This window comes from Streptomyces sp. NPDC031497 (assembly GCF_055580905.1).
In genome coordinates, this window is sequence record NZ_JBVIKO010000038.1 from 59,303 (window position 1) to 80,410 (window position 21,108).

General features: G+C 71.2%; 14 protein-coding genes and 1 pseudogene. 9 read left to right on the forward strand and 6 right to left on the reverse strand.

The features are described from left to right. The first annotated feature begins 136 nt into the window (after nucleotides 1–136). Both glgX and ACZ5K7_RS44475 read left to right on the forward strand, forming a co-directional pair. Entirely contained in the window at nucleotides 137–2,368 is a 2,232-nt protein-coding gene (gene glgX / locus ACZ5K7_RS44470) for a glycogen debranching protein GlgX (protein ID WP_450973612.1), read from the forward strand. Between the two features lie 74 nt (nucleotides 2,369–2,442). Next, entirely contained in the window at nucleotides 2,443–3,861 is a 1,419-nt protein-coding gene (locus tag ACZ5K7_RS44475; protein WP_468923522.1) for a sulfatase family protein, read from the forward strand. On the opposite strand, the gene ACZ5K7_RS44480 is transcribed toward ACZ5K7_RS44475, so the two are convergent. From ACZ5K7_RS44480 to ACZ5K7_RS44500, 5 genes and pseudogenes are all read right to left on the reverse strand, one after another. Continuing rightward, nucleotides 3,837–4,754, reverse strand: a complete 918-nt coding sequence (locus tag ACZ5K7_RS44480) for a dihydropteroate synthase (RefSeq protein ID WP_468923525.1) — start codon at nucleotides 4,752–4,754, stop codon at nucleotides 3,837–3,839. The two genes, ACZ5K7_RS44475 and ACZ5K7_RS44480, sit on opposite strands and share 25 nt — an antisense overlap. 39 nt (nucleotides 4,755–4,793) lie before the next feature. Further along, a pseudogene (locus ACZ5K7_RS44485) lies at nucleotides 4,794–5,430 on the reverse strand (response regulator). Further along, nucleotides 5,420–6,664: a sensor histidine kinase gene (locus tag ACZ5K7_RS44490; RefSeq protein WP_468923528.1), complete on the reverse strand. Its 1,245-nt coding sequence runs from the start codon at nucleotides 6,662–6,664 to the stop codon at nucleotides 5,420–5,422. The pseudogene ACZ5K7_RS44485 and the gene ACZ5K7_RS44490 overlap by 11 nt, the downstream one beginning before the upstream one ends. Before the next feature lie 25 nt (nucleotides 6,665–6,689). After that, nucleotides 6,690–7,424 (reverse strand): ABC transporter permease, encoded by a 735-nt coding sequence (locus tag ACZ5K7_RS44495; RefSeq protein ID WP_351713080.1) that lies wholly within the window; start codon nucleotides 7,422–7,424, stop codon nucleotides 6,690–6,692. After that, nucleotides 7,421–8,329, reverse strand: a complete 909-nt coding sequence (locus tag ACZ5K7_RS44500) for an ABC transporter ATP-binding protein (RefSeq protein WP_468923532.1) — start codon at nucleotides 8,327–8,329, stop codon at nucleotides 7,421–7,423. Before ACZ5K7_RS44500 ends, ACZ5K7_RS44495 begins: the two co-directional genes overlap by 4 nt. A 196-nt stretch (nucleotides 8,330–8,525) precedes the next feature. Here ACZ5K7_RS44500 and ACZ5K7_RS44505 point away from each other — a divergent pair, with 196 nt between their 5' ends. The 7 genes from ACZ5K7_RS44505 to ACZ5K7_RS44535 all read left to right on the forward strand — a co-directional run bounded on the left by ACZ5K7_RS44505 (nucleotide 8,526) and on the right by ACZ5K7_RS44535 (nucleotide 20,751). Further along, the gene (locus ACZ5K7_RS44505) at nucleotides 8,526–10,412 is read left to right on the forward strand and encodes an ABC transporter ATP-binding protein (RefSeq protein ID WP_468923535.1); all 1,887 of its coding nucleotides are present in this window, start codon (nucleotides 8,526–8,528) and stop codon (nucleotides 10,410–10,412) included. After that, entirely contained in the window at nucleotides 10,409–12,295 is a 1,887-nt protein-coding gene (locus tag ACZ5K7_RS44510; protein WP_468923539.1) for an ABC transporter ATP-binding protein, read from the forward strand. Before ACZ5K7_RS44505 ends, ACZ5K7_RS44510 begins: the two co-directional genes overlap by 4 nt. Nucleotides 12,296–12,317: 22 nt before the next feature. Further along, the gene (locus ACZ5K7_RS44515) at nucleotides 12,318–14,207 is read left to right on the forward strand and encodes an ABC transporter transmembrane domain-containing protein (protein ID WP_468923541.1); all 1,890 of its coding nucleotides are present in this window, start codon (nucleotides 12,318–12,320) and stop codon (nucleotides 14,205–14,207) included. Beyond that, complete coding sequence (locus ACZ5K7_RS44520; protein ID WP_468923544.1) at nucleotides 14,204–15,946, forward strand: ABC transporter ATP-binding protein; 1,743 nt, start codon at nucleotides 14,204–14,206, stop codon at nucleotides 15,944–15,946. The genes ACZ5K7_RS44515 and ACZ5K7_RS44520 overlap by 4 nt, the downstream gene beginning before the upstream one ends. A 291-nt stretch (nucleotides 15,947–16,237) precedes the next feature. Beyond that, entirely contained in the window at nucleotides 16,238–18,271 is a 2,034-nt protein-coding gene (locus ACZ5K7_RS44525; RefSeq protein ID WP_468923547.1) for a M4 family metallopeptidase, read from the forward strand. A 252-nt stretch (nucleotides 18,272–18,523) separates the two neighbouring features. Then, nucleotides 18,524–20,164, forward strand: coding sequence for a M4 family metallopeptidase (locus tag ACZ5K7_RS44530; protein ID WP_468923550.1), 1,641 nt, complete (start codon nucleotides 18,524–18,526; stop codon nucleotides 20,162–20,164). Between the two features lie 71 nt (nucleotides 20,165–20,235). Continuing rightward, a complete protein-coding gene (locus ACZ5K7_RS44535) occupies nucleotides 20,236–20,751 on the forward strand; it encodes a DUF1990 domain-containing protein (RefSeq protein ID WP_468923552.1) in 516 nt (171 codons plus the stop codon). A gap of 3 nt (nucleotides 20,752–20,754) precedes the next feature. On the opposite strand, the gene ACZ5K7_RS44540 is transcribed toward ACZ5K7_RS44535, so the two are convergent. Continuing rightward, a complete protein-coding gene (locus ACZ5K7_RS44540) occupies nucleotides 20,755–21,102 on the reverse strand; it encodes a DUF6086 family protein (protein ID WP_468923555.1) in 348 nt (115 codons plus the stop codon). Nucleotides 21,103–21,108 lie beyond the last annotated feature (6 nt).

The following is a 21,108-nucleotide window of genomic DNA, read 5'->3' on the forward strand; positions in this document are numbered from 1 at the left end:
GAGCCGCCGCGGGCGTGTCCGTAGCGAGCCGCCGACCGTGCCCGGGACCGGGAGTCCGGGCATGGTCGGCTGCCCCGACACGGACCGGGTGCGCCCCGGGGGTCGGCGAGCCGCGGGACGACAAAGGGGCCGACAGGTGACGAGCGCAGCCGAGCAGCAGGGGGCACGGTCGCGGGCCCCGAGGGCGGAGGCCCCCGCGGTGAACGGGACCGCCCTCCCCGTCCCGGCGGCCTGGCCGGGGTCGTCGACCCCGCTGGGCGCCAGGTTCCGGGTCGGTCCGGACGGGGTGGCCGGCACCAACTTCGCCCTGTGGGCGGCCGGGGCCGAGGCGGTCCGGCTCTGCCTCTTCGACGAGCGGGGCCGGGAGACCCGGATCCCGCTGACCGAACTGACGCACGAGATCTGGCACGGGTTCGTGCCGGGCGTGCTGCCCGGGCAGCGGTACGGCTACCGGGTCGACGGCCGCTGGGACCCGTGGACCGGCGCCCGCTGGAACCCGGCGAAGCTGCTGCTCGACCCGTACGCGCGAGCGGTGGACGGCGAGTTCGGCCTGCCGCCCGAGGTGTACGGGCACGTCCGGGACTGGCCGGACCAGCAGGTCGCCGACACCGTCCGGGACGACCGGGACTCGGCGCCCCACGTCCCGAAGGGCGTGGTCGTCCACGATGACGACGACTGGTCCGACGACCACCGCCCGAAGACCCCGTGGGCGGACTCCGTCATCTACGAGCTGCATGTGCGCGGCTTCACCAGACTGCACCCGGGCATACCCGAGGAGATCCGCGGCACCTACGCGGGACTGGCCCACCCGGCGGCCGTCGAGCACCTGGTCAACCTGGGCGTGACGGCCGTGGAACTCCTCCCCGTGCACCAGTTCGCGCACGAGGACCACCTGTTGAAGCGGGGCCTCAGGAACTACTGGGGCTACAACTCGATCGGCTACTTCGCCCCGCACGCGGCCTATGCCGCCTCCGGTACGACGGGACAGCAGGTCGGCGAGTTCAAGCGGATGGTGCGCGCGCTGCACGGGGCGGGGATAGAGGTCATCCTCGACGTGGTCTACAACCACACGGCGGAGGCCGGCGAGCTGGGCCCGACGCTGTCCCTCAAGGGCATCGACAACCGGGGCTACTACCGGCTCCAGGACGACGCCCGGCACTTCGCCGACTACACCGGCTGCGGCAACACCCTGCACGTGGTCCGGCCGCACGTCCTGCGCCTGATCACCGACTCACTCCGCTACTGGGTGACCGAGATGGGCGTGGACGGCTTCCGCTTCGACCTGGCGGCCGCGCTGGCCCGCTCGATGCACGACGTCGACATGCTCTCCCCCTTTCTCGCGGTGATCGCCCAGGACCCGGTGCTGCGCCGGGTGAAGCTGATCGCCGAACCGTGGGACGTGGGCTCCGGCGGCTACCAGGTGGGCGCCTTCCCACCCCTGTGGACGGAGTGGAACGACCGCTACCGGGACGCCGTCCGGGATTTCTGGCGCGGTGCCCTCCCGGACGTCCGCGACCTCGGCTACCGACTCTCCGGCTCCAGCGACCTCTACGCCTGGGGCGGCCGTCGCCCCTACGCCTCCGTCAACTTCATCACCGCGCACGACGGTTACACCCTGCGCGACCTGGTGTCGTACCAGGCGAAGCACAACGAGGCCAACGGCGAGAACAACCGGGACGGCGCCGGCGACAACCGCTCCTGGAACTGCGGGGCGGAGGGCGAGACCGCCGACGAGGGCGTACGGGCACTGCGCAGGCGGCAGCTGCGGAACCTGTTGACGACGCTGCTGCTGTCGACGGGCGTTCCGATGCTGGTCGCCGGCGACGAGCTGGGCCGCACCCAGCGCGGCAACAACAACGCCTACTGCCAGGACAACGACATCAGCTGGCTGGACTGGGGGTTGCTGGACGACCCGGCCTGGCGGCCGCTGTTCGACCTGACCTCCCGGCTGATCCGGCTGCGCCACCGCCACCCGGTCCTGCGCCGCCGCGCCTTCTTCTCGGGCCGCGCCCACTCGGCGGACGGGCTGCGCGACCTGGCCTGGTTCACGGCCCAGGGCGAGGAGATGACCGAGGGCGACTGGTACGCGCCCGCCGCCACCGTCGGCATGTATCTCTCCGGGCGGGACATCCCGGGCCGCGACGAGCGCGGGGCGCCGGTCCTGGACGACAGCTTCCTGACCGTCCTGCACGCCGGCGACCGCCCGGCGGAGTTCCTGCTGCCGGGCCCGCCGTGGGCGGAACGCTACGAGGTGCTCGTGGACACCTCGCGGGAGGAGCAGACCGAGGCCCCGGGCGTGGTGCACGAGGCTGGGACGACGATCACGGTGCCCGCACGGGCGGTGCTGCTGCTGCGGGTGGTCGGCTGAGGCAACGTTTCAGGGCCGTGAAATCCGTGCCCGTCTCCTGGCCAGGCACGGCGCCCGCTGATCCACTGAAACGCATGCCTGAGATATCCCGTCGTGCGTTCGGTGGCCTCATCGGCGGTGGCACGGTCACCGCCGTCGCCGGTTCGACCAGTGCGGCCGAAGCCGCCGAACGTCCCTTCAAGGCCCGCCCAGCCCCCTCCGGCAACCGCCCCAACCTCCTGGTCATCCTCGGCGACGACCTCGGCTGGGCCGACCTCTCCTCCTACGGCGCCCCGCACATCAAGACCCCGAACCTGGACCGGCTGGCCCGCCAGGGCGTGCGGTTCACCGACGCCTACTCCGGCTCGGCGACCTGCTCCCCCACCCGGTTCAGCCTTTACACCGGCCGCTACCCGGGCCGTACGGCGGGCGGCCTCGCCGAGCCCATCGCCGCCCGGACGCAGGGTCTGGACCCCCGCCACCCCACCCTCGCCTCCCTGGTGAAGAAGGCCGGTTACGCCACCGCCCTGATCGGCAAGTGGCACTGCGGCTGGCTGCCCGACTACAGCCCGACCAGATCCGGCTGGGACGAGTTCTTCGGCAACTTCGGCGGGGTCCTCGAGTACTTCTCCAAGCTGGGGCAGCTGGGCGACTACGACCTCTACGAGGGCGACGCCGAGTACAAGGACCTGCGGTACTACACGACCGTGCTGACCGAGCGGGCCGTCGAATACGTCGGCCGGAAGCACGCCACGCCCTGGCTGCTGAACCTCAACTTCACCACCCCGCACTGGCCCTGGCTCGCCGAGGGCGACGAGGAGACCGGCGCGGAGATCGCCGCGCGGATCCGGGCCGCCAAGAGCCAGGCGGAGGTCTCGGTCGCGCTCAACCACTACGACGGCGGCTCGGTCGCCAAGTACACCGAGATGGTGGAGAGCCTGGACGCGGCCGTCGGGGAGGTGCTCGACGCGCTGCGCCGCTCCGGGCAGGAGGAGAACACCGTCGTCGTGTTCGCCAGCGACAACGGCGGTGAGCGCTGGTCGTACCTGTGGCCGCTGAGCGGCGAGAAGTTCGTGCTCCAGGAGGGCGGCATCCGGGTGCCGACCATCGTGCGCTGGCCCGCCCGGATCGACGGCCGCCAGGTCAGCCACGAGCCGGTGTTCACCCCGGACTGGACGGCGACCCTGCTGGAACTGGCGGGCGCCCGTCCCGACCCCGCGTATCCGCTGGACGGCACCAGCCTCGCCGGCTATCTGCTGCGCGGCGAACGGCTGCCGGAGCGCGACCTGTTCTGGCGGGTCCGGGCCAACCGGGCGCTGCGGCGCGGCGGCTGGAAGTACTACCAGGACGACGCCGGCGACGACCACCTCTACGACCTCGCCGCCGACCTCCGCGAGCAGGCCGATCTCGCCCCGGACAAGCCGGAGCTGCTGACAGAACTGAAGGCGTCCTGGGAGAGGATCGCCGCCGGGCTTCTCCCGTACCCTGATCAAGCTCTGGGAGCGAAGGATTGAGGGCCGAGTGCTCGGAGAGCAGTCAGTACCGCCCTTATCCGAGGAACTTCGTGAGTACGGTAGACGCCTGTTCCCCCTAGATGGGCCAAAACCGTGAAGAAGCCTTCGGCGGTGCGGAACTCATCCTCGAAGAGACTGAAGGCATGCGGCAAGGCGTGGCAGATGGGAAGACCTATCCGTCGAAGCCGGAACGTGTTCAAGAGGGCACGGCCCTGATAGTGAACACGGGCATCAGCGGATATATGTCTGTCGTGAGAGAAGCCGATCCCGGGGTCGATGACGATTCGATCGACCCCGGCCGAACGAGCGTGCTCCACGCGCCTCTCGAAGTAGTCGAGCATCCTGGGGATGGGATCTTGGTCGATGCCCTTGGCGCGCACGTCCCGGGAGTTCTTCCCTTCTACGTGGCACAGGACAACTGTCGCTTCATGATCGGCCAGCATGGGGAACATCTCCCCGTCCGATGCCAACCCGCCGGAGTAATTGATCAGGAGCGCTCCCGCGTCCAGGCACGACCGGGCAACGGCAGGCTCGTAGGTCTCGATCGATACGGCGACACCTTCGGAGGCGAGCCCCTTCACGACCGGCACCAAGGCGGCCACCTGATCCTGCACGGAGACCTGCCCGGTGCGGGGATTGCTTGACTCGGCGCCGATGTCGACGATATCGGCGCCTTGTGCCGCGAGGATGCGACCTTTCCTGACAGCGGACTCGGTCGAGGTCACGACGCTCTCTCGATAGGTGGAGTCCTGAGAGAGATTGATGCATCCCATGATGGCCGGGGTGGTGTCGACATCGATTTCTCGATCCCCCACTCGAAGTGGTTCGACGGGTAAGGAAAGATCACCCTCGAATCGCCTCGCCAGATTTGTCAAATGAGCAAGGGAAATCATCCGACCTCATTCCTGTACGACCGCCCGAGAAGCGCCGTGCTAGCCCAGAATCCCCCGCTGGTACGCCGTCGCGACCGCCGCCGCGCGGTCGTTGACGCCCAGCTTGGCGTAGAGGTGGGTGAGGTGGGTCTTGACCGTGGCCTCGCTGATGAAGAGCTCGCGGGCTATCTCACGGTTGGAGGTGCCCTGGGCGACCAGGGCCAGGACCTCGCGTTCGCGGGCGGAGAGCGGTTCGTTGCCCCGGGCGCCGGGGGTGCGGACGGCGGAGACCAGGCGGGAGGCGACGGCCGGGGAGAGGACGGTACGGCCCTGGGCGGCGGCGCGGACGGCGGTGAACAGCTCCTCGCGCGGAGCGTCCTTCAGCAGATAGCCGGTGGCGCCCGCCTCGATCGCGGGGAGGGTGGGAGTCGTACGTGGTGAGCACCAGGACCTTGGCGCGGGCGCCGCGCCGGGTCAGTTCGCGGATGGCGTCCACGCCGGAGCCGCCGGGCATCCGCAGGTCCATGAGGATCACGTCCGGGTCCAGGGCGGCGGCCCGGTCGACCGCCTCCGCCCCGTTCGCGGCCTCGCCGAGCACGGTGAAGCCGGCGGCCGACTCGAACATGCCGCGCAGGCCGTCGCGGACGACGGGGTGGTCGTCGACGACGAGCAGCGAGATCGGGGGCTCAGTTGTCATGGCGGACCAACGGTACGCGCGCCGACAGGGCGGTGCCGAGCCCCGGTTCGGACTCCACGGTCAGGGAGCCGGCGATGCGTTCGGCGCGGGCGCGCATGCCGTCCAGGCCGAAACCGCCGGCCCGGCTGCGGGTGGGCACCGCGAGCAGGTCGAAGCCGGTGCCGTCGTCGCGGATGTCGAGGATGACCTCCTCGCCCAGGTAGGAGAGGGTGACGCCGACGCGGGAGGCGTGCGCGTGCCGGGCGGCGTTGGACAGGGCCTCCTGGACGATGCGCAGCAGGGTGGCCGCGACCTCCTCGTGCAGCTGCTCGGCGGTGCCGGTGAGGGTGAACTCGGCACGTATGGAAGTCCGTGCGCCCCATTCGGCGACCGTCTTCTGCAGTGCCTCGGGCAGCCCGTCGTGCTCCAGAGCCACCGGGGCCAGGTTGTGCACGGAGCGGCGGGCCTCGCCCAGGCTGTGCCGGGCCAGCGCCAGGGCGCGGCTCACGTGCTCGTCGGCCGCCTTCGGATCGGGGGTGTTGGCGACGACCTGGAGCTGGGTGATGATCCCGGCCAGCCCCTGGGCGATGGTGTCGTGGATCTCGGCGGCGAGCCGGCGCCGTTCGTCGGCGACCCCGGCCTCCCGGGCCTGGAGGAGGAGCTGGCTGTGCAGGGCGGCGTTCTCGTCCAGGGCCTGGCGCAGGGCGGCGATGGTCTCGGTGCGCTCGCGGGTCCGCTGTTTCTCCTGGTCGTTGAGATGGGCGATCCCCACCTGGAGTGCGGAGTTGGCGGCCAGCAGCACGGCGAAGAGGAGCCACTGGAGCACGTTTCGAAGCGGCATCCCGCCCGTCTGCGCACCGGCCACGGTGACCGCGCTCGCCAGCAGTCCGAGCCGCCGCCACCGGCGCGGCAGCAGTTCGTCGGCGTCCATGTAGCCGGTGGCCGCGTAGAACGCGAAGAACGGGCTGAGCCAGGTGAGCACGAAGGCGAGGGCCCAGCGGACCACGTAGTACGCCGTCCCGGCCGGGGAGGGCGTACGGCCGCGGTCGGGGCGGCGGAACCCGGTGGCGTGCCACCACAGTTGGAGTACGACCGCGGCGCCGACCAGGGACCAGGCGGTGACCCACCTGGCCTGGGCGGTGTGGGGGTCGGCGGAGACGACCCCGAGGACGATGCTGATGCCGAGGAACCCGTACGGCCCCCAGGTGTGCAGTTGCTCCCAGCGCCGTTCGATCTGGCTGTCCTCCACGGTCATGTCCCCAGTCTGCACGGCCGGCCGCCTACTCCCAGCGGAACCAGCGCGCCGCGGCGGCCGTCAGCAGCACCGCCCAGAGGGCGAGCACGCCCAGGTGCTCCCAGCCGGGCCAGTGGCCGGCGGCGGCCTGGTCCAGGGCGCGGGCCGCCGCCCCGAACGGGGTCAGCTGCACCACCCGGGCCATGGCGTGCGGCATCTCCCGCACCGGGAGCCACACACCCGCGCAGAACATCATGGGGAAGAACACCGCCGAGCCGATCGCGCCCGCGATCTTCGTGGTGCGGGACAGCGCCGAGACGACGGAGCCGAGGGCGAGGGCGGCCGCGGCCGCGAGCAGCAGCGCCAGCAGGTACCCGCCCGGCTGCTTCGGCAGTCGTACGTCGAAGGCGGTCCTGCCGACGAGGAGCGCGAGCAGCGCCGAGCCCAGCGCGACCGTGCCCTGCACCACCATCTGCGCGGACAGCAGCGCGGAGGGCTGTACGGGGGTGAGCCGCATGCGGCGCAGGATGCCCCGCTCCCGGTAGCCGGTGAGCGCCTGGGGCAGGATCTGCACCCCGGACATGATCAGGGCGATCAGTACGGCGACGGGCACGTAGGCGTCGATCGGCCGCAGCCCGCCCAGGGACTTGTCGGCCTCCCGGAACGAGGGGATCGAGCCGAGGATCACCAGCAGCAGCGTCGGGAACAGGAAGACCCAGAAGACGGCGCCGGGTTCGCGGCGGAACAGCCGGAACTCGGTGCGCAGGACGGCGGTGTTCATGCTGCTTCCTCCTTCGTCAGGTCCAGGAACGCGTCGTCGAGGGTCGCATCCACGACCCGGAGCTGATGGGCGGTGATGCGGTGCCGGGCGAGCAGGGTGATGACCGCGTTGACGGTCTCGTCGGTGCCGGAGAGGGTGACCCGGCCGTCCTTGCGTTCGATCGAGGCGAGGGCCGGGAGCGCGGCCAGGTCCTGGTCGTCCAGCGGCGCCGACGGGGTGAAGCTGATGACGGTGGCGCCGGCGGAACGGCGGATCAGTCCGGCCGGGGTGTCCAGGGCGGCCACCCGCCCCTTGTCGATCACCGCGATCCGGTCGCACAGCCGCTGTGCCTCCTCCATGAAGTGGGTGACGAGGAGGACGGTGACGCCGCGGTCCCGGACGTCCTCGATCAGCTCCCAGGTGTCCCGCCGGGCCCGCGGATCGAGCCCGGTGGTCAGTTCGTCGAGCGCCACGACCCGGGGGTTCCCGATCAACGCCAGCGCGATGAACAGGCGTTGCCGCTGCCCGCCGGAGAGCTTGCCGAACCGGATGGCGAGCTTGCCGGTGAGCCCGAGGCGCTCGGCGAGCGGCGCCCAGTCGAGCGGGTTCGGATAGAAGGAGGCGTACATTTCGAGGGCCTCGCGGACGGTGAGCTTGAGCTGGAGTTCGCTCTGCTGGAGCTGGGCGCCCAGGACGCGGGCGGCCTTCTCGTGGTCGGCGACGGGATCGAGGCCGGTGACCCGGACGCGCCCGCCGTCGGGCACCCGCAGCCCCTCCACGCATTCCACGGTGGTGGTCTTGCCGGCGCCGTTCGGCCCGAGGATCCCGAAGATCTCCCCTTCCTCGACGGCGAGACTCACCCCGTCCACGACGGTCCGGCCGCCGTACGACTTCCGCAGGTCTGTCACTTCGATGACGGATGGCATGGACCGAGGGTCCCGTCCGGGCCCGGTCCGCCGCATCGCCCGCCCCGCTGGAACCGGCATCGACCGATCGGCTGATGCGGCGTATCCGTTTGTCCGACCCCTCGAACATTCCCCCAGGTCGTAGGACCACCGGCGGATTCCGGTCCGGCCAAAACTCGGTAGGCGTTGTCAGTGCCGGTCCGTAGGCTCGCCCCTGATGCCTGCGAAACGTGCAACCACCAAGGACCGGTCGGCCGTCCGTACCCTGCTGCGCCTGTGGCCGTACGTACGGCCGGTGCGGGCGCGGCTGTCCGTCGCCGTGTTCGTCGCGGTGATCGCCTCCTGTACGGGGCTCGTCATTCCGCTCGTCCTCAAGTGGATGGTGGACGGCCCGGTGTCCGACCGCGACCCCGGCGGGGTCTGGCTCGGCGCGCTGTACCTGCTGCTGCTCGGGATCGCCGAAGCGCTGCTCTTCGGACTGCGGCGCTGGCTGGTGGCCAGACCTCTCTCGCACGTCGAGGCGGGGATGCGGGCAGACCTCTACGGCCATCTGCAGCGCCTGCCGGTCGCCTTCCACGACCGCTGGGCCTCCGGCCAGCTGCTCTCCCGGGCCACCACCGACCTGATGCTGCTCCGCATGTTCCTCGCCTTTCCGCTGACCTTCCTGCTGGTCAACGGGGTGACCATCCTCGTCGGCGTGATCATCATGCTGCTCCAGGACTGGACGCTGGGCCTGGTCATCCTCGTCCCCACGATCCCCGTGATCTGGACGTGCGTGATCTTCGAGAACCGGTACGCGGCGGTGGCCCGGCTCGCCCAGGACCAGGTGGGCGACCTGACGACGGTGGTCGAGGAGAGCGTGCTCGGCATCCGCATCATCAAGGGGTTCGGCCGGCACCGCAGCCAGGCGCGCGCGTTCCGCGAGCTGGTACGGACCCTGCGGGGCACGGAGCTGCGCAAGGCGCGGATGCTGGCGACGATCTGGGGCGTCATCGTGACCCTCCCGGAGGCGGCCATCGGGGCGGCGCTGCTGTGGGGGGCGATCCAGGTCGCCGAGGGCGACTTGAGCACGGGGACGCTGGTGGCGTTCCTGTCGACGGCACTGGCGCTGCGCTGGCCGGTGGAGTCGATCGGCTTCCTGCTGGCGATGAGCCAGGAAGCGGCCACGGCCACCGAACGGTACTTCGAGGTACGGGACGCGTTGCGGGAGGACGCCGATTCGTCTTCGGCTGCGGGTGCGTCGGGGCTGAGCACGCCGTTCCCCGGCGCACTCCAACCGGCGGTCGAACAGCGCCCCGTAAGGGGCGCGGGGAACGGCGCGACCAGCCACGACGGCGCCGCACCCGACAACGGCCCCCAATCCGACGGCATCCGCTTCGAGAACGTGCAGTTCCGCTACCCGGACGCGCCCCCCGACTCATCCCCCACCCTCACCCACATCGACCTGCACATCCGCTCCGGCGAGTCCATGGCCCTCGTCGGTGCCACCGGCAGCGGGAAGACCACCCTCACCGCCCTCATCCCCCGCCTGCACGAGACGACCTCCGGACGGATCACCCTCGACGGCCGGGACATCACCGCCATGCCCCGCGAGGAACTTCGCGCCCTGGTCGCCGTGGCCTTCGAGGAGCCCACCCTCTTCTCCGCCTCCGTCGGCGAGAACGTGCTCATGGGAGCCGGCGAGGGCGCCGGGGAGCCGGAGCTTTCCCGCGCCCTCGCCGTCGCACAGGCGGACTTCGTGCACGCCCTCCCCCAGGGCACCGCGACCCAGGTCGGCGAGCAGGGCCTCAGCCTCTCCGGCGGCCAGCGCCAGCGCCTCGCGCTCGCGCGGGCGGTCGTCGGCCGGCCCCGCTTCCTCGTCCTCGACGACCCGCTCTCCGCCCTGGACGTCCACACGGAGGCCGCCGTGGAGGCCGCCCTGCGCGACGTACTCGCCGACACCACCGCACTGATCGTCGCCCACCGCCCGTCCACCGTCCTGCTCGCCGACCGCGTCGCCCTGCTCTCCGACGGCCGTGTCACCGCCGTCGGTACCCACCAGGAACTGCTCGGCAGCAACGCCGAGTACGTCCGTCTGATGTCCGGGGAGGATCACCGCCGATGACCGCCGCCACCTCCCTGCCCGCCCCCGACGAGGACGACGAACTCCCCCGCCCGCAGCAGGCCGACGCCGCCGGTGCGGCCGATGCCGCCGGCGGCGACCCCTTCGACCGGGACGTCCTGCCCGTCCCGCCCGGCGCCACGGCCGCTCTCCTGCGCTCGCTCCTCGCCCCGATGAAGGCGCGGGTCGCCGTGACCACGCTGCTCCTGCTGCTCCAGCAGGCGGCCGTGCAGGCGGGCCCGCTGCTGGTGGCGTACGCCATCGACCGTGCCGTACCGGCGTTCCGCCACCACGACCACGGCCCGCTGATCGCGGTGGCGGTCGGCTACGGCCTCAGCGCCCTGCTCTCCGGCGGCCTCCAGTACGCGTTCATCGAGGCCTCCGCGCGGGTCAACCAGGACGTGCTGCTCGACCTGCGCGGCCGTATCTTCCGCCACGCACAGGCCCTCAGCATCGACTTCCACGAGCGCTACACGTCCGGCCGGCTGATCTCCCGCTCCACCACGGACGTCGAGTCGCTGCGCGAGCTGCTGAGCGAGGGCCTCCAGGAACTGGTCACGGTCATCCTCTCCTTCCTCTACATCTCGGCGATGCTGCTCTGGCTGGATATGGGCCTGGGCGCGGTGGCCGTGGCCTCGTTCGTGCCGCTGTACCTGCTGGTGCGGCTGTACCAGCGGCGGGCGGTACGGGTGTACAAGGCGCGGTCCACGGCGATCGCCACGGTGATCGTGAAGTTCGTGGAGACGATGAACGGCATCCGCCCGGTGCGCGCGTTCCGCCGGGAGGCCGCCAACGACGCCGAGTTCGCCGTGCTCAACCGCCGCCACGAACGCACCAACGGCGACGCGCTCCTCGAAATGGCGCGGTACGTCGTCGGCTCCCGGCTGGTCGCCAACACCTCGGTCGCGGTGATCGTGCTGTGGGGTGCCTACCGGGTGGCGTCCGGCTCGCTGGAGCTGGGCGTCCTGGCCGCGGCCGTCCTGTATCTGCGCCGGCTGTACGACCCCATCGACCGCCTCGGCATGTTCCTCAACTCCTACCAGTCGGCGGCCGCCTCGCTGGAGAAGATCGCGGGCCTGCTGGCCCAGACCCCGTCGGTGCCGGAGCCCTCGGTTCCCGCGGAACTCCCGCCCCTGGAGGGCGACCTGCCCGGCCGCGAGGTCGTCTTCGACGGCGTCCGCTTCGCCTACCGGACCGGCGGCGAGGTGCTGCCCCGCTTCGACCTCACCCTCCCGGCCGGCCAGACGGTCGCGGTGGTCGGCACCACCGGCGCCGGCAAGTCGACCCTCGCCAAACTGCTCGCCCGCTTCTACGACCCGACCGAGGGACAGGTCCTCCTGGACGGCGTGGACCTGCGCGAACTGACCGTGCCCGCGCTGCGGCGCGGGGTGGTGATGGTCACCCAGGAGGCGTTCCTGTTCTCCGGCACGGTCGCCGAGAACATCGCCATCGGCCGGCCGGACGCCACTCGCGAGGAGATCGAGCAGGCGGCCAAGGCGATCGGTGCGCACGAGTTCATCGCGGCCCTGCCCGACGGCTACGACACGGACGTCCGCAAGCGCGGCGGGCGCATTTCGGCGGGGCAGCGCCAACTGGTCGCGTTCGCACGCGCCTTGCTCGCCGACCCGGCGGTGCTGATCCTCGACGAGGCGACCAGTTCCCTGGACGTCCCCGGTGAACGGGCCGTGCAACGGGCCATGTCGACGGTGCTGAAGGGCCGTACGGCCGTGGTGATCGCGCACCGGCTGTCCACCGTGGAGATCGCCGACCGGGTGCTGGTGATGGAGCACGGCCGGATCGTCGAGGACGGCCGCCCGGCCGAACTCGTCGCGGGCACCGGCCGGTTCGCGGATCTGCACCGGGCGTGGCGGGACAGTCTGGCGTAGCGGAGAGAACGGGGTTCGCAGGGTGATCGACGCGTACGAGGATCCGGGCACGCCCGACACACGCGGTGGCTGGTACTACCTGTGGTGGCTGGTGCACCGCCAGCCGGGCCGCTCGCTGGCCGGGGCGCTGCTGGGCAGTGCCTGGCTGACGCTGATGGCCGGAACGCCGTACCTGATGGCGCGGGCCGTGGACGACGGGCTGGTACCGGGGCGCATGGCGGTGCTGGCCGGCTGGACGGCGGCGATCTTCGTCCTCGGGGCGGTCAACGCGTGGGTCAGCATCATGCGCCACCGCACGATGACCCGGGTGCGCATGGACGCGTACTTCCGCACGATCAAGGTGGTCGTCGGGCACGCGGTACGGCTCGGTGCCGCGCTGCCCCGGCGGGTGGGAGCCGGTGAGGTCGTCACGATCGGCGTCGGCGACGTGCACACCATCGCCCAGGCGCTGACCGTCGTCGGCCCCGGGGTGGGCGCGGTCGTGGTGTACGGGGTGGTGGCGGGCCTGCTGGTGACGATCTCGCCCCTGCTGACCGGCGTGGTCCTGCTCGGGGTGCCGGTGGTGGCGCTGCTCGCGGGCCCGCTGGCCCGGCGGCTCCAGGGCCGGGAGACCGAGTACCGGGAACGCCAGGGCGTCCTCACGGCCCGTATCGGCGACCTCGCGGGCGGCCTCCGCGTCCTCAACGGCCTCGGCGGCAAGGGCCTGTTCGCGGACGCCTTCCGCAAGGACTCGCAGCACCTGCGCGTGCAGGGCTACCGGGTGGGCTCGGTCGCCAGCTGGGTCCAGGCCCTGGGCGTCGGCCTGCCCACGGTGTACCTGGCGGTGGTGACCTGGATCGCGGCCCGGATGGCCGCCCGCGGGGAGATCACGGTGGGCCAGCTGGTGTCGGTGTACGGCTATGTCGCGGTCCTGGTGGGCCCGGTGGCGTTCTTCCTGGACATGGGCTACCAGCTCAGCCGGGGCGTGGTGGCCGCCCGCAGGGTGGTACGACTGCTTCACCTGGCCCCGGAACCGGACGAGGGCACGGAGCGGGCCCCGGCCGAACCAGCGGCCCTGCACGACCCGGAGTCGGGGGTACGGGTGCGCCCGGGCCGGCTGACGGCACTGGTGGGCGCGAGCGTGACGGAAACGGGGGCCGTGGTGGACCGCTTGGGCCGCTACACGCCGTCGAACGTGACATGGGGAGAGACCCGCCTGGACGCCGTACCCCTACGGGAGGTCCGGTCCCGCATCCTGGTGGCCGACAACGATGCCCACTTCTTCGCCGACAGCCTGCGCAACGCCCTGAGGGGCGCGGGGCCGTATCGAATGGGCGGCTGCCGCCGCGAGGGCGCGACCAGCCCCCACACACCCGCCGAAGTACCTCAGGACGCCAGCCACGAGGCGCCCCACAGGGGCGCGGGGCGAGACACTATGCGGCTCCGCCGCGAGGGCGCGACCAGCCCCCACTCACCCGCACCCGCCGCTGAACCCTCGGACGCACCCTCTGACGCGCGAACCACCGAAGCCCTCCACGCAGCCGCAGCCACCGACATCCTCCAGGCCCTCCCCGCCGGCCTCGACTCCCCCATCGACGCCCAGGCCCGCAACCTCTCCGGCGGCCAACGCCAACGCATCCGCCTGGCCCGCGCCCTCCTCACCGACCCCGAGGTCCTCCTCGCCGTGGAGCCCACCTCCGCCCTCGACGCCCACACGGAGTCCCTCGTAGCGGAGCGCCTCCGCACCGCCCGCGCCGGCCGCACCACCCTCCTCACCACCACCTCCCCCCTGATGCTGGCCCGCGCCGACGAGGTGATCTACCTGGTCGACGGCAAGGTCGCGGCGACCGGCACCCACGAGGGCCTGCTGGAGTACGCGCCCGGCTACCGCGCCCTGGTGGCCCGGGACACGGAGGAGGAGGTCGTACGGTGACGACGAGTCAGCTTCCCGTCGCCGGACGCGCCGAGGTACGCCGGGCCGTCGTCCGCCTGGTGCGGGCCGACCGCGGGGCCTTCTCCGCCGCCCTGCTGCTGAACGCGCTCGCCGCCGGCACCGGCCTGGCCGGCCCCTGGCTGGTGGGCCGGATCGTGGACGCGGTGCGGGCCGGCCGCGGTGTCGGCGCCGTGGACCGCCTCGCCCTGTGGATCCTGCTCTGTTCACTCGCCCAGCTGCTGTTCGCCCGCTCCGCCCGCTACGTCGGCCACCGCTTCGGCGAGCGGACCCTGGCCCGGGTGCGCGAGGAGTTCGTGGACCGGGCGCTCACGCTGCCCGCTTCGGTCGTGGAGCGGGCCGGCACCGGGGATCTGACCGCGCGCGGCACCTCCGACGTGACCGCCGTCGGCACCACGCTACGGGACATCGGACCCGAGCTGCTGGTCTGCTCGGTGCAGGCGCTGTTCGTGATGGCCGCGGTCTTCGCACTGGATCCGATGCTGGGTGCGTTCGGGGTGCTCGGGCTGACCCCGATCTGGTTCGCCCTGCGCTGGTATCTGCGCCGGGCCCGGGACGGCTATCTCGCGGAGGGCGCGACGACCTCCGGGGTCGCGGAGATCGTCACGGCGACGGTGGCGGGCGCACGCACGGTGGAGGCCTTCCGGCTCCAGGAACGGCGGACCGCCGCGAGCCGGGACGCCCTGGAGGCCAATCGGAAGACCCGCTTCTACACGCTGTACCTGCGGACCGTGTTCTTCCCGGCGGTCGAGGTGTCGTACACCCTGCCGGTGGCCGGGGTGCTGCTGGTCGGCGGACTGCTCCATGTCGGGGTCGGCGTGGTGGTGGCGGCGGCGCTGTATCTGAGGCAGTTCACGGAGCCGCTGGACCAGATTCTGATGCGGGTGGAGCAACTCCAGTCCAGCAGCGCCTCGTTCGCCCGGGTGGAGGGGCTGGCGCAGGCTCCGCGGACGGAGGCGGACGGCGGGGCGGCGGCTCCGGCGGACGACCGGATCGATGTGCGCGGGGTGCGGTACGCCTATGAGCGCGGCGGCGAGGTGCTGCGCGGGGTGGATCTCACGGTGCGGCCCGGGGAGCGGCTCGCGGTGGTCGGGCCGTCCGGCGCCGGGAAGACGACACTGAGCCGGCTGCTGGCGGGCGTCGACGCGCCCGGGTCGGGCACGGTGACCGTGGGCGGGGTGGCGATCGCCGGGCTGGCACCTGAGCTGCTGCGCCGCCAGGTCGTCCTGGTCACCCAGGAACACCATGTCTTCCTCGGTACGGTCCGGGACAACCTGCTGATCGCCGAGCCCACCGCGAGCGACGCGGACCTGTGGACGGCGCTGACGACCGTGGGCGCCGACGGCTGGGTCCGCGGCCTCCCCGGCGGCCTCGACACCCTGCTCGGCACGGGCGGTTGCGGCACGGACGGCTCCCAGGCGCAGCAACTCGCGCTCGCCCGGGTGGTCCTCGCGGACCCGCACACGCTGATCCTGGACGAGGCGACGGCGCTGCTCGACCCCGCTACCGCCCGGCACGCCGAACGCGCCCTGGCCGCCGTCCTGGAGGGCCGTACGGTCATCGCCATCGCCCACCGGCTGCACACCGCGCACGACGCGGACCGGGTCGCCGTGATGGAGGACGGTCTGCTCACCGAACTCGGCACCCACGAGGAGCTGGTGGCGGCGGGCGGGGCGTACGCGGCGCTGTGGGCGACCTGGCACGGCGACAGGACTCCCTGAGATCCGCCCGCTCGCCGAACGATCCGCATACCGAACATGAACATCCGGTCAACGAACTATTTCCGGCCAAATTCCTGACGCGGTCCTGACAGATCGCGTTTTCTGGTGCCACTCTTCCCACGGCCGACTCACAGCAACCCCACAGAATCACCTCGTCGCTGCCGGGTCCGGCACTGCACCGCGCACGTGGTTCCGCGTTCCGCCTGTTCCGCATGTTCTGCCCGGACGGCCCACCCGCCCTCCGGATCTCCCCTGGCCGTGTGATCCGCGGCCACGCAGAAGGAGTCAGTGTTGAGAAGCAGTTCCTCTCGCAGACGCACCCCCCACCGCACCGCAGTAGTGGCCCTCGCGGGCGTCACCGCCCTGATCGCCGCCGCCGTCCAGTCGGGCGCCGCCAGCGCCACCCCGGCCGCACCGCAGGCCGGCCGGATCAACCCGGCGCACGCCGCCGTCAAGCTCTCGCCCTCGCAGCGCGCGGAGCTGCTGCGTGACGCGACCGCCGAGAAGGCCGCCACCGCCAGGTCGATAGGCCTCGGCGCCAAGGAGAAGCTGGTCGTCAAGGACGTTCTGAAGGACGCCGACGGCACCGTGCACACCCGCTACGAGCGCACCTACGCGGGCCTCCCGGTCCTCGGCGGCGACCTGGTCGTCGACACCGCCAAGTCGGGCGCCACCGAGCGTGTCATCAAGGCGAACAACGCCACGCTCAAGGTCGCCGACCTCACCCCGGCCGTCAGCGCGGCCAGTGCCGAGAAGCAGGCCGTCGCCCGCGCCAGGACCCTCGGCTCCACCAAGTCGGCCGCCGACGGCGCCCGCAAGGTCATCTGGGCCGGCAACGGCACCCCCGTCCTCGCCTACGAGACGATCGTCGGCGGCTTCCAGGACGACGGCACCCCCAACCAGCTGCACGTCATCACCGACGCCGCCACCGGCAAGAAGCTCTTCGAGTACCAGGGCATCGAGAACGCCACCGGCACCGGCAACACCCAGTACAGCGGCACGGTCTCGCTGACGACGACCCAGTCGGGTTCGACGTACAACCTGACCGACGGCGACCGCGGCGGCCACAAGACGTACAACCTGAACCACGGCACGTCGGGCACCGGCACGCTGTTCTCGCAGTCGAGCAACACCTGGGGCAACGGCACCACGTCGAACGCCGCCACCGCGGGCGCCGACGCGCACTACGGGGCCGCGGAGACCTGGGACTTCTACAAGAACACCTTCGGTCGCAGCGGCATCAAGAACAACGGCGTCGGCGCCTACTCCCGCGTCCACTACGGCAACTCGTACGTGAACGCGTTCTGGGACGACGGCTGCTTCTGCATGACGTACGGCGACGGCTCCGGCAACGCGGACCCGCTGACCGCCCTCGACGTGGCCGGCCACGAGATGAGCCACGGTGTCACCTCCAACACCGCGGGCCTCAACTACAGCGGTGAGTCCGGCGGCCTGAACGAGGCCACCTCGGACATCTTCGGCACCGGCGTGGAGTTCTACGCGGCCAACTCCTCCGACGTCGGCGACTACCTCATCGGCGAGAAGATCGACATCAACGGCGACGGCACCCCGCTGCGCTACATGGACAAGCCGAGCAAGGACGGCGGTTCGGCCGACTACTGGTCCTCGTCGGTCGGCGGCCTCGACGTGCACTACTCGTCCGGCGTGGCGAACCACTTCTTCTACCTGCTGAGCGAGGGCAGCGGCGCCAAGGTCATCAACGGCGTCAGCTACAATTCGCCCACCAAGGACGGCCTTCCGGTCACCGGCATCGGCCGGGACAAGGCGCTGCAGATCTGGTACCGCGCGCTCACCACCAAGTTCACCTCGACCACCAACTACGCGGCGGCCCGCACCGGCACCCTCGCGGCGGCGGGTGAGCTGTACGGCACCACGAGCACCGAGTACAAGGCGGTGCAGGACGCCTGGGCGGCCGTCGCGGTCGGCTCCCGCTCGGGCGGTGGCGGCGGTACGGGCACCTCGTACGAGAGCACCACCCCGGTGTCGATCCCGGACAACGGGCCCGCGGTCACCTCGTCGATCACCGTCTCCGGCCGGACCGGGAACGCGCCGAGCAACCTCCAGGTAACGCCGAATATCAGCCACACCTGGCGTGGTGACCTGGTGATCGACCTCGTCGGTCCGTCCGGGACGTCGTACCGCCTGAAGGCCTTCAGCTCCTCCGACTCCGCGGACAATGTGACGGACACCTACACGGTGAACGCCTCGTCGGAATCGGCCAATGGAACCTGGAAGCTGAAGGTCCAGGACCAGGCCGCACAGGACGTCGGCACGATCAACAGCTGGAAGCTGACCTTCCCGTAAACCGCAGGACACGGGCGTGAGCGACGGGCACCGTCCGGGGGTTCGACTCCCCCCGGGCGGCGCCCGTTTTACATTCCCGCAACGTTCACCGAACACCTACTTTTCGGCCAACATCACTTCAGGGTCCTGACATGTACGCGACCTTGATGTCACTCTTCCCTCACCCGTCGCACAGCACAGCAACTTCACAACCCCACAGCCGGGCCGGTAACCCCACATGGCCCGGACTCCCCACATCCTGAAGGAGCTTGAGTGAGCCCCCTCTACGCGCGTCACAAGCGCACCACTCTGGCCATCGCCACCGCTGTCGCCGCCGGCGCCCTGCTCACCACGGGTATGACCGCGAACGCCACGGCCGCCGACAAGCAGCTGGCCGCCGCCCCCACCCTGCTCTCCAACTCCGCCCGCACCGCCCTCATCCAGAAGGCGCAGGCGGACGTCACCGAGACCGCGCAGCAGATAGGCCTCGGCACCAAGGAGAAGCTGGTCGTCAAGGACGTCGTGAAGGACGCCGACGGTACCGTCCACACGCGCTACGAGCGCACCTACGCGGGCCTCCCGGTCCTCGGCGGCGACCTGGTCGTGCACACCTCCAAGGCCGGCAAGACCGAGGGCGTCACCAAGGCGACGAAGACGGCCATCAAGGTGGCCTCCCTCAAGCCGCAGATCAGCACCGCCAAGGCGGAGAAGTCCGCGCTCACCGTCGCCAAGTCGCTGGGCTCCAGCAAGTCGGCGGCCGACGGCGCCCGCAAGGTCATCTGGGCCGGCAACGGCACCCCCGTCCTCGCCTACGAGACGATCGTCGGCGGCTTCCAGGACGACGGCACCCCCAACCAGCTGCACGTCATCACCGACGCCGCCACCGGCAAGAAGCTCTTCGAGTACCAGGGCATCGAGAACGCCACCGGCACCGGCAAGACCCTGTACTCGGGCACCGTCAGCCTCACCACCACCCTGTCGGGCACGACGTACTCGCTGACCGACGCCTCGCGCGGCAGCCACAAGACGTACAACCTGAAGCACGGGACGTCCGGCACCGGCACCCTGTTCACCAACACCACCAACACGTGGGGCACCGGTACCGCCTCCAGCTCCACCACCGACGTGACCGCCGCCGCGGACGCCGCCTACGGCGCCCAGGAGACGTGGGACTTCTACAAGGCCACCTTCGGTCGCAGCGGCATCAAGAACAACGGTGTCGGCGCCTACTCCCGCGTCCACTACGGCAGCTCGTACGTGAACGCGTTCTGGGACGACAGCTGCTTCTGCATGACCTACGGTGACGGCTCCAGCAACACCCACCCGCTGACCTCGCTGGACGTGGCCGGCCACGAGATGAGCCACGGTGTCACCTCCAACACCGCGGGTCTCAACTACTCGGGCGAGTCCGGCGGCCTGAACGAGGCGACCTCCGACATCTTCGGCACCGGTGTCGAGTTCTACGCGGCCAACTCCTCCGACGTCGGCGACTACCTCATCGGCGAGAAGATCAACATCAACGGCGACGGCACCCCGCTGCGCTACATGGACCAGCCCAGCAAGGACGGCGGCTCCGCCAACTACTGGTCCTCCTCGGTCGGCAACCTCGACGTGCACTACTCGTCGGGCGTCGCCAACCACTTCTTCTACCTGCTGTCCGAGGGCAGCGGCGCGAAGACGATCAACGGCGTCAGCTACAACTCCCCGACCTACAACGGCTCCACGGTCACCGGCATCGGCCGGGACAAGGCGCTGCAGATCTGGTACAAGGCGCTGACGACGTACTTCACGTCGACCACCAACTACAAGTCGGCGCGCACCGGCACCCTCTCGGCGGCGGCCGCGCTGTACGGCTCCGGCTCCACCGAGTACAACGCGGTGGCGGCGGCCTGGACGGCGGTCAACGTCAGCTGACCCCGTACCGAGCGGTGTGGGCGGGCCCCCGGGGAGCAGACGTCCCGGGGGCCCGCCCTACGCTCTCTCCCATGTCCTTCACGTACGAGGCTGTCGGCGCGACCCGCGAGGACCTCGCCGCCTGCCCGCCCGGCTTCCACCCGCTCCATGTGCGCACGCGCATAGGCGAGGGCGCGGAGGTCTTCCACAAGTCCGCCGAGGCGGTCCTCACCTGGGAACTCCACCGCGCCCTGGGCGTCGGCATCGAGGCCTCCGCCGACCGCGCGGCCCCCGGCGTCGACGTCACCGTCACCCTCGGCGGCCTCATCAAGGCCCCCTGCCGCATAGTCTGGACGGTCGAGGAGTCCCGCCGGGCCGGCTGGGCCTACGGCACCCTCACCGGCCACCCCGAATGCGGCGAGGAGGCCTTCCTGGTCACCCGCACCGGCGACGGCACGGTCTGGCTGACGGTCGCGGCCTTCAGCAAGGCCGCCAAGTGGTACGCCCGCGCGGGCGGCGCGGCGACCCGGGGGTTGCAGCACGCGTATGCGCGCAGGTGCGGGGCGGTGCTGAGGAAGCTGTGCGCGGATGCGGAGCCCGATTTCTGACGGTCAGACGGGCATGGCCCGGGCATGCTGGTCGCGCAGCACCGTCCATGCCCGTTCCTGAACCGGCCCGGGCCACGCGGGGGCCGGGTGTCCGGCGCGGTCGATGAGAACCAGTGCGGTCGCGATGAAGCCGAGGGACAGGGAACGCAGGATTCCCTCACGGGCGTTGCCGAACCGGCCGACGGCCGCGGCGCAGAGTGCGCCGAAGGGCCGGAAGTCGATGAGGCAGACTCCGTCGACGGGGTCGGCGATGCCTGAGGTGACACCGAAAACCTGGGAGAAGACCTCGGTGGTCCCCACGAAGGCCTGGGCGGCCTCGGCACTCGGGCACCAGATATTGCGCCCTGGCATATCGGT